We start from the raw sequence: 7,607 nt of genomic DNA on the forward strand, positions 1-7,607 counted from the left end.
GGGCCGCCGGGGGCGGGAAAAGCGTCCGCCACGCCTGCCCGGCTTCGTCCAGCCTAAGGCACCCGAACCCATGTCAAATCGAGCCTCGGTGGTGGTGTGGCGGGTCCGATGTGGGTGGGTTGGGTAGTGGGCGTTGTGGGTGGGTTGGGTGGGTGTTGTGGGGTGGTCATAGTGCGGTGATGGCCAGGACGGTGACGGTTGCCGTTTCGCAGGCTGCGCCCAGGACGTCGCCGGTGATTCCGCCGAACCGGTTCCTGGTGTGGCGCACGAGGAGCAGGACGAGGGCGGCGGCGACGGTGATGGCGATCGGGCCCTTCAGCGGGTGGATGAAGTAGGCGGCGGTGGCGGCCAGGGTGGTCCACCAGGTCACGGCCAGCCACGGGGGTTGGGTGCCGGCGACCAGTGCGCCCAGGCCCTCCGGGCGGGCGGCCGGGACGCCGCGCAGGCAGCACAGCACGAAGGCGGCACGGCCGGAGGTCAGGGCCAGGACGACGGCGGCCGGGGGGACGGTCGGGAACGCGGCGGCCTCCGTTCCCAGGACGACGATCAGGGCCACGACCGCGAACGGGCCCGCGCCGCCGTCCTTCATCACGGCCAGGGCGCGTTCCGGGGGGCCGTAGCAGCCCAGGCCGTCGGCGGTGTCGGCCAGCCCGTCCAGGTGCATGCCGCGGGTCGCCAGGGCGAGGAAGCCGACGGTCAGGAAGCCGGCCGGCAGGTCCGGCAGCGGGGCCAGCAGGAGGACCGCGGCGGCCACGCCCAGCAGCACGCCGACGAACGGGGCGAAGGCGATGGCCCGCCGTGCCGCCCGCGCGTCGACTTCGTCGGAGCCGACGCGGACGGGCAGCACGGTCAGCCACGACAGCGCCAGCCGCATCAGGCCGGTCCGGAGACGCCCGCGCTGTCAAAGGTCGCCATCTCGGCCAGGACGCGGGTCGCCATCACGACGAGCGGCAGGGCCGCCACCGCGCCGGAGCCCTCGCCGAGGCGCATGTCGAACTCCAGCAACGGCTCCAGGCTCAGGTGGCCGAGTGCCAGGGCGTGCGCGGGCTCGACGGAGCGGTGGCCCGCGACCCACCAGTCACGCGCGCCGGGCGCCAGTTCCTCGGCCACCACGGCGGCCGCGCCGGTGACCACGCCGTCCAGGATGACCGGGGTCTTGCGCACGGCGGCCTGGGCGAGGAACCCGGCCATGGCGGCGATGTCCGCGCCGGAGGAGGTGGCGAGCAGCGCCACCGGGTCGCTGATCACGGGCCGCGCGCGGCGCAGGGCGTCGCGGATCGCGGCGGTCTTGCGCATCCAGCCCCGGTCGTCGATGCCGGTGCCCCGGCCGACCACGGCCACCGGCTCGGAGCCCGTGAGCGCGGCGATCAGGACCGCGGCGGGGGTGGTGTTGCCGATGCCCATGTCGCCCGCGATGAGCAGGTCGGCCCCGCCGTCGACCTCGTCGTCCACGAGCTTGCGGCCGATCTCGACGGCACGCTCGGCCTCGTCGCGGGTCAGGGCGTCCTCGCGGTCGATGGACCCGGAACCCCGGCGCACCTTGTGGTCGCCGACCGGCGTGTCCGAGTCGACGGCGACGTCCACCACGCGCACCGTCGCGCCCGCCACGTTCGCCAGCACGTTCACGGCCGCGCCGCCCGCCAGGAAGTTCGCCACCATCTGGCCGGTGACCTCGGGCGGGTAGGCGGAGACGCCGTGCTGGGCGACGCCGTGGTCGCCCGCGAAGACGACCACGCGGGGACGGGTGAAGGGACGCGGTGGGCACTCGCCCTGGCAGGCGGCCACCCACGCGCCCAACTCCTCCAGCCTGCCCAGCGAGCCCACGGGCTTGGTCAGCACCGCGTGCCGGGCCAGCGCCTCGGCGCGCACGCCGTCGCTCGGCGGCTCGACGGACGGGAACTCGATGGTCACCGACTACCTCCGGCTTCGCGCAGTCGCAGTGGGATTCCGGCGACGACCAGCAGCACCTCGTCGCAGACCTCGGCCAGCCGCGCGTTGAGCGAGCCGAGGTGATCGCGGAAGAGCCTGCCAGAGTGCGTGCTGGGCACGACGCCCAGGCCGACCTCCGCGGACACCAGGACCAACCGGGCGCGGGTGTGCGCGACCGCCTGCACCAGCGCCGCGCACTCGGCCTCCACCTGCACGATGCCGTGGCCCTCCCACGCGCCCGCGTCGTCCAGCACGCCGTTCAGCCACGTGGCCACGTCGTCCACCAGGATCGGCGGGTCGGTCTCGCGGGTGGCGGTGAGCAGGGCGATCAGGTCGTTCGGCGCGGGGGCCTCGACGGTGGTCCACGTGACGGGGCGGCGGGCCACGTGCCGGGCGATCCGCAGCTCCCAGTCGGCGTCGTCGGGGTAGCGCCGCGCGGTCGCGACGTAGGTCACGACGTCGTCGGTGAGCAGCCCCTCGGCGTGCGCGGACTTCCCCGAACGCGCGCCGCCCAGCACCAGTGTCCGACGCGTCACACCGCACCCCATCTGTTCCACAAGGACATAGCCTGACCGGGAACGTTACCGCGCGGCGCACATCGGAGGAGGCCGTCATGGAGTACCGGTGGCGGTACCAGGACGAGCAGGGGCACGAGGTGGACGGCCCGTCGGTCGCGTTCCCCGACCAGTCGGCGGCGGAGGACTGGTTCGGCGTCGAGTGGGAGGGGTTGCGGGAGCGGGGTGTCGCGCAGGTGACGTTGCTGCGCAACGAGTCCGAGGTCTACGGCCCGATGTCCCTCGCCCCGGCCGAGTAGCCGGGACGAGGGCGCTGCCCGGTCAGCCCAGGCCGGCCGCCGCGCGCCGCCGCAGCTCCGGCAGCTTGTCGCCGAGCAGCGCGTGGAACCTCTCCGCGGCGTCCGCGGTCAGCGCCAGGGTCGCCACGCGGTCGAACGACACCTCGAACTCGCCGTCGGCGTTGATCTGCGGCTCGAACTCCGCCTCGTGGTCGACCCTGACGTAGGTCGAGAACTCAACGCTGCTCATGGTGCGTCTCGCTTCCTGTGGTGTTGGCAAGGGCCGGGAGGCCGCCCAGAGTAAGGTGGCAATGCCGTCTTTGGTGCGAACGAACGGGTGAAAGTCGGCATTGCCGTCTTCTTTCACCCGAACGAGTGTCCCCAGGTCACGGGCCTGGCGTACGGCAGACTCGTCGCCATGACGGAACAGGTCGACTCGTTCGACGCGCGGCTGGAGTTCGCCAAGCTGGCGCGCCGGCTCCGCGCCGACGCCGGGCTGGAGCCCGGACAGGCGGAGGCGGAGCTGATCGCGGCGGTCGGCGGCTACGCCTCGGTGCTGTCCAAGATCGAGACGGCCCGGATCGCGCCCAAACCCGCCCACGTGACGTGGATGCTCGCCCGCTACCGGCCCGAGCGGGCCGACGCGGACCGCCTCGTCTCGCTCGCCGACGCCGCCGGCACCCGCGCCCAACCCGTCGTCGCCGGAGTGCAATCGAGGGAATACCTCGTGCGCGAACGTCGTGCCGACCAGATGTGGGTCGTCTACAACGAGATCCCCGGATCGCTCCAGACGTACGAGTTCGCCTTCGCCACGCTGGCGAAGTCGCCGCTCGTGGACCCCGCCGACGTGGAGGCGCTGGCCCGGGACCGGGCCGACCGGGGCACGCGGATCTTCCGACCGGACGGCCCCGAGGTCTGGATCGTGCTCGGCGAAGCGGCGCTCGACCGGATGGACGGCGGGCCGGACGTGGCCACCCGCGAGATCGAACGCCTCGTGGCCGTGTCCGAGCTGCCGCAGGTCCGACTCCGGATCATCCCCAGCTCCACGGGAGCCGTGACGGGGCTGAGCAACCCCTTCACGCTGCTGCACACCAGACCGGACGAGTGGCTCGCCTTCGTGGGGCACATCGCGCGGAACGACTACGTCAAGAAGGACGTCAGCCGCTTCCGGCTCGTCTTCGACGACGCCTGGGACGCGGCCGTCTCGGAAGGGCGGTCCAGGGAGATACTGGAGGCTCGGATCGCCGACCTCGGCCAACGCTAGGAGAGCAGGGATCATGCCAACCCGAGCGGGTTACCGGTGGCGCACGAGCAGCTACACCAACGGCGGCAACGACCCCCAGTGCGTGGAGTGCGGCTTCGAGCCGACCGGCACCCGGGTCGCGGTGGGGGACACCAAGGACCGCGGGCCGGTGTTGGTCTTCTCGGCACGCGCCTTCTCGGCGTTCGTCAGCGGCCTGCGGGGCGCGTGACGAGCACGGGCGAGGCACCCCCCGCGGAGGTGCCTCGCCCGCGAGCGGGTCACGGGGTGACGGTGAACCGCGGGTCGGTCTCCACGACGCCTTCGAGCACGTCGTCGATCTTCTTCATCAGTTCCGCGTCCAGCTTCACGCCGGCCGCCTTCACGTTCTCGTGCACCTGCTCCGGGCGGGACGCGCCGATGATCGCGCTGGCCACGTTCGGGTTCTGCAGGGTCCACGCGACGGCGAGCTGCGCGAGGGACAGCCCGGCCTCCTCGGCCAGCGGCTTGAGCTGCTGGACCTTGGTCAGCACCTCGTCGCGCAGGAAGCGCTGGATGAACTTCGCGCCGTTCTCGTCGGTCGCCCGCGAGCCCTCCGGCACCGGCTGCCCCGGCAGGTACTTGCCGGTCAGCACGCCCTGGGCGATGGGGGACCAGACGATCTGGCTGATGCCCTCGCGCTCCGAGGTCGGCACGACCTGCGACTCGATGACGCGCCACAGCATCGAGTACTGCGGCTGGTTGGAGATGAACGGCACGTTCAGCTCCCGCGCGAGCGCCGCGCCGCGGGCGATCTGGTCGGCGTTCCACTCCGAGACGCCGATGTAGAGCACCTTGCCCTGCCGCACGAGGTCGGCGAAGGCGAGCATCGTCTCCTCCAGCGGCACCGACTTGTCGTAGCGGTGGGCCTGGTAGAGGTCCACGTAGTCGGTCTGCAGGCGCTTGAGCGAGCCGTTGATCGACTCCATGATGTGCTTGCGGCCGAGGCCCTTGTCGTTGGGGCCGCCGGGGCCGGTCGGCCAGAAGACCTTGGTGAAGATCTCCAGCGACTCACGGCGCCGGCCGGCCAGGGCACGGCCCAGCACCGACTCGGCCTTGGTGTTGGCGTAGACGTCGGCAGTGTCGAACGTCGTGATGCCCGCGTCGAGCGCGGCCCGGACGCAGGCCGTCGCCTGGTCCTCCTCGACCTGGGAACCGTGGGTGAGCCAGTTGCCGTACGAGATCTCGCTGATGTTCAGGCCACTGCGGCCGAGGCGTCGGAACTCCATGCCGCCAGCCTAGTGGCAGGTCGTTCGGGTAGCTAATGAACTGTCGGGTGAGCGCCCGGGGGACGCCCGCCCGACCCGTCAGACCTGGTCGCCGGGGTTGACCCGCGGCTTGGGCACGCGCAGCCGCCGCAGCTGGCTGGCGCGGATGAACGAGTACCAGCCGATGGACAGGCCCCGGGTGGTGTCGTTCGGGAACTTCAGCCGCACGCGCCGGGTCACCAGCCGGCCGAGCACGAAGCCCTCCACGATCATCGCCAGCAGCATGAACGTGGTCAGCAGCGTCGCGTACTGCTGCACGTCCGGCATCGGCACGAGCAGCGCCACGAACACCAGGATGGCCAGCGGCATGAACAGGCCCATGAGGTTGCGCCGCGAGTCGACCACGTCGCGGATGTAGGCCTTCACCGGGCCGCGGTCGCGGGGCAGCAGGTACTTGTCCTCGCCCGCCATCATCCGCTTGCGGCGCTCGACCGCCGCGGCGCGGCGCTCCTCCTTGGACACCTTGTTCCCGCGCGCCCGCTTCAACGCCTCGCGCTGCGTGCGCGGCGGCGGGGGCACGGGGCCGCGCCGCTTGCCCTCGGCCTCGCGCCGCTTCGGCGTGGGCCGCCCCTTGCCTGGGGTGCGCGACGGGTCGCCCGGGGTCACCTCCGCGGGAGCGTCCTCGGCGGTGGTCTCGGCGGCTTCGTCGGCGTTGCGGCGCAGGAACCTCACCACACCAGAGTAGGAGATGCCCCGATAAGTACTGTTCGGGAGGTGCGAGTTGTGATTGCGCCGGACTGCTTCGGCGGAACGCTGACCGCGCGGGAGGTCGCCGAGGCCGTGGCCGAGGGCTGGCGACGCACCGCGCCCGACGACGAACTCCACCTGCGCCCGCTGGCCGACGGCGGTCCGGGGTTCGTGGACGTCCTGCACGCCGCCCTGGGCGGTGTGCGCCACGCGACGACCGTGACCGGGCCGCTGGGCACGCCGGTCGAGGCGCTGTGGCTGGAGCACGACGGCACCGCCTACGTCGAGTCCGCCCAGGCGTGCGGCCTGCACCTCGTGCCGCCGGACCGGCGGGCGGTCGCCGCCGAGACCGCGACGACCCGGGGCGTCGGCGAGCTGCTCAACGCGGCGGGCGACGCCGGCGTGCACACGATCGTGGTGGGCCTGGGCGGTTCGGGCACCACCGACGGCGGCGCGGGGCTGCGGGAGTCCGCACGGCCCGTGACGGCCCGGCTGGTCGCCGCCGCCGACGTGGAGAACCCGCTCCTGGGCCCGCACGGCGCGGCGCGCACGTTCGGGCCGCAGAAGGGCGCGTCACCCGAGGCGGTGGAGCGGTTGGAGGCCCGGCTGGCCGCGATGGGGGAGCTGGCCGAGGTCCGCGACCGGCCCGGCGCGGGCGCGGCGGGTGGGCTCGGCGCGGCCCTGATGGCGTGGGGCGCGACGGTGACCTCCGGCGCGGGGCTCGTCCGCACGCTCACCCGGTTGGATGATGCGCTGGACCGCGCCGACCTGGCCGTGACCGGCGAGGGCAGCTTCGACTGGCAGTCGCTGCGCGGGAAGCTGGTGACCGCCGTGGCGGGCGGCGCGGCGGAGCGCGGCGTGCCGTGCGTGGTGCTCGCGGGCCAGGTCACGGTGGGTCGGCGCGAGGCCGCGGCGGCGGGCGTGCAGGAGTCGTACGCGGTGGCCGAGCACGCCGGTTCGGTCGAGCGCAGCCTGTCGGACCCGGCCGGCACACTGGCGGATCTCGCCGCGCACGTGGCGAGGCACTGGTCACACCCCCGTCACTGACGTCTGTGCGACCATGGGGGCAGGAACAAAGCGGGTGCTTCCCGTGTTGCCCGGAATAGATGCCCGCAAAGGACCTCTGAGGGAGAGCCATGACGACCGCTCAGGACGCTGTCACCGAGACTCCTGACGCCCCGCCCACCCACGGCGTGACGCTGACCGACGCGGCGGCCGTGAAGGCCAAGGCGCTGCTCGACCAGGAGGGGCGCGACGACATGCACCTGCGCATCGCCGTCCAGCCCGGTGGTTGCGCGGGGCTGCGTTACCAGCTGTTCTTCGACGAGCGCACGCTCGACGGTGACGCGCTGCGCGACTTCGGCGGCCTGAAGGTGGCCGTGGACCGCATGAGCGCGCCGTACGTCGAGGGCGCGGTGATCGACTTCGTCGACACGATCGAGAAGCAGGGTTTCACCATCGACAACCCGAACGCCGGCGGCTCCTGCGCCTGCGGCGACTCGTTCCACTGATCGACCGCTGGAACGGCAGTTCGCCGTAGGGGGGCCCCCCCCCGGGGGGGGGCCCGGCGCGGGTTGGGGCGGTGGTGGATTAACAAAGGTAGCAGCCCGCGCGTAGTTTTGGGGTTATTTAGGCAGGGGGAATTAAAACA

General features: G+C 72.7%; 11 protein-coding genes. 5 read left to right on the forward strand and 6 right to left on the reverse strand.

Going from position 1 to position 7,607, the window contains the following annotated elements; translation table 11 throughout:
* Positions 1–166: 166 nt before the first annotated feature.
* The 3 genes from cobS to cobU are packed head-to-tail and all read right to left on the reverse strand — an operon-like array spanning position 167 to position 2,465.
* Positions 167–874, reverse strand: a complete 708-nt coding sequence (gene cobS / locus ACFXGA_RS38610; protein WP_378097653.1) for an adenosylcobinamide-GDP ribazoletransferase — start codon at positions 872–874, stop codon at positions 167–169.
* Positions 874–1,911: a nicotinate-nucleotide--dimethylbenzimidazole phosphoribosyltransferase gene (cobT, locus tag ACFXGA_RS38615; protein WP_378097656.1), complete on the reverse strand. Its 1,038-nt coding sequence runs from the start codon at positions 1,909–1,911 to the stop codon at positions 874–876. The genes cobS and cobT overlap by 1 nt, the downstream gene beginning before the upstream one ends.
* Positions 1,908–2,465 (reverse strand): bifunctional adenosylcobinamide kinase/adenosylcobinamide-phosphate guanylyltransferase, encoded by a 558-nt coding sequence (gene cobU / locus ACFXGA_RS38620; RefSeq protein WP_378097659.1) that lies wholly within the window; start codon positions 2,463–2,465, stop codon positions 1,908–1,910. Before cobU ends, cobT begins: the two co-directional genes overlap by 4 nt.
* 77 nt (positions 2,466–2,542) lie before the next feature.
* Between cobU and ACFXGA_RS38625 the strand changes: the two genes are divergently transcribed.
* A complete protein-coding gene (locus ACFXGA_RS38625; protein ID WP_378097662.1) occupies positions 2,543–2,743 on the forward strand; it encodes a hypothetical protein in 201 nt (66 codons plus the stop codon).
* A 22-nt stretch (positions 2,744–2,765) separates the two neighbouring features.
* Here ACFXGA_RS38625 and ACFXGA_RS38630 read toward each other — a convergent pair whose 3' ends face one another.
* Positions 2,766–2,972, reverse strand: coding sequence for a hypothetical protein (locus tag ACFXGA_RS38630; protein WP_378097665.1), 207 nt, complete (start codon positions 2,970–2,972; stop codon positions 2,766–2,768).
* A 168-nt stretch (positions 2,973–3,140) separates the two neighbouring features.
* On the opposite strand from ACFXGA_RS38630, the gene ACFXGA_RS38635 reads away from it, so the two are divergent.
* On the forward strand, positions 3,141–3,986 hold the full coding sequence (locus tag ACFXGA_RS38635; RefSeq protein WP_378097668.1) for a DUF5753 domain-containing protein: 846 nt from the start codon (positions 3,141–3,143) through the stop codon (positions 3,984–3,986).
* Between the two features lie 13 nt (positions 3,987–3,999).
* Complete coding sequence (locus ACFXGA_RS38640) at positions 4,000–4,194, forward strand: DUF397 domain-containing protein (protein ID WP_378097670.1); 195 nt, start codon at positions 4,000–4,002, stop codon at positions 4,192–4,194.
* A 49-nt stretch (positions 4,195–4,243) separates the two neighbouring features.
* On the opposite strand, the gene ACFXGA_RS38645 is transcribed toward ACFXGA_RS38640, so the two are convergent.
* Together ACFXGA_RS38645 and ACFXGA_RS38650 are read right to left on the reverse strand one after the other, a co-directional pair.
* Positions 4,244–5,230, reverse strand: coding sequence for an aldo/keto reductase family protein (locus ACFXGA_RS38645; RefSeq protein WP_378097673.1), 987 nt, complete (start codon positions 5,228–5,230; stop codon positions 4,244–4,246).
* A gap of 78 nt (positions 5,231–5,308) precedes the next feature.
* On the reverse strand, positions 5,309–5,941 hold the full coding sequence (locus ACFXGA_RS38650; RefSeq protein WP_378097675.1) for a DUF3043 domain-containing protein: 633 nt from the start codon (positions 5,939–5,941) through the stop codon (positions 5,309–5,311).
* A gap of 42 nt (positions 5,942–5,983) precedes the next feature.
* Here ACFXGA_RS38650 and ACFXGA_RS38655 point away from each other — a divergent pair, with 42 nt between their 5' ends.
* Positions 5,984–7,003: a glycerate kinase gene (locus ACFXGA_RS38655; RefSeq protein WP_378097678.1), complete on the forward strand. Its 1,020-nt coding sequence runs from the start codon at positions 5,984–5,986 to the stop codon at positions 7,001–7,003.
* An 89-nt stretch (positions 7,004–7,092) separates the two neighbouring features.
* A complete protein-coding gene (locus ACFXGA_RS38660) occupies positions 7,093–7,467 on the forward strand; it encodes a HesB/IscA family protein (RefSeq protein ID WP_378097680.1) in 375 nt (124 codons plus the stop codon).
* Positions 7,468–7,607 lie beyond the last annotated feature (140 nt).

Source organism: Actinosynnema sp. NPDC059335 (genome assembly GCF_042752395.1).
Taxonomy (GTDB): Bacteria; Actinomycetota; Actinomycetes; order Mycobacteriales; family Pseudonocardiaceae; genus Actinosynnema.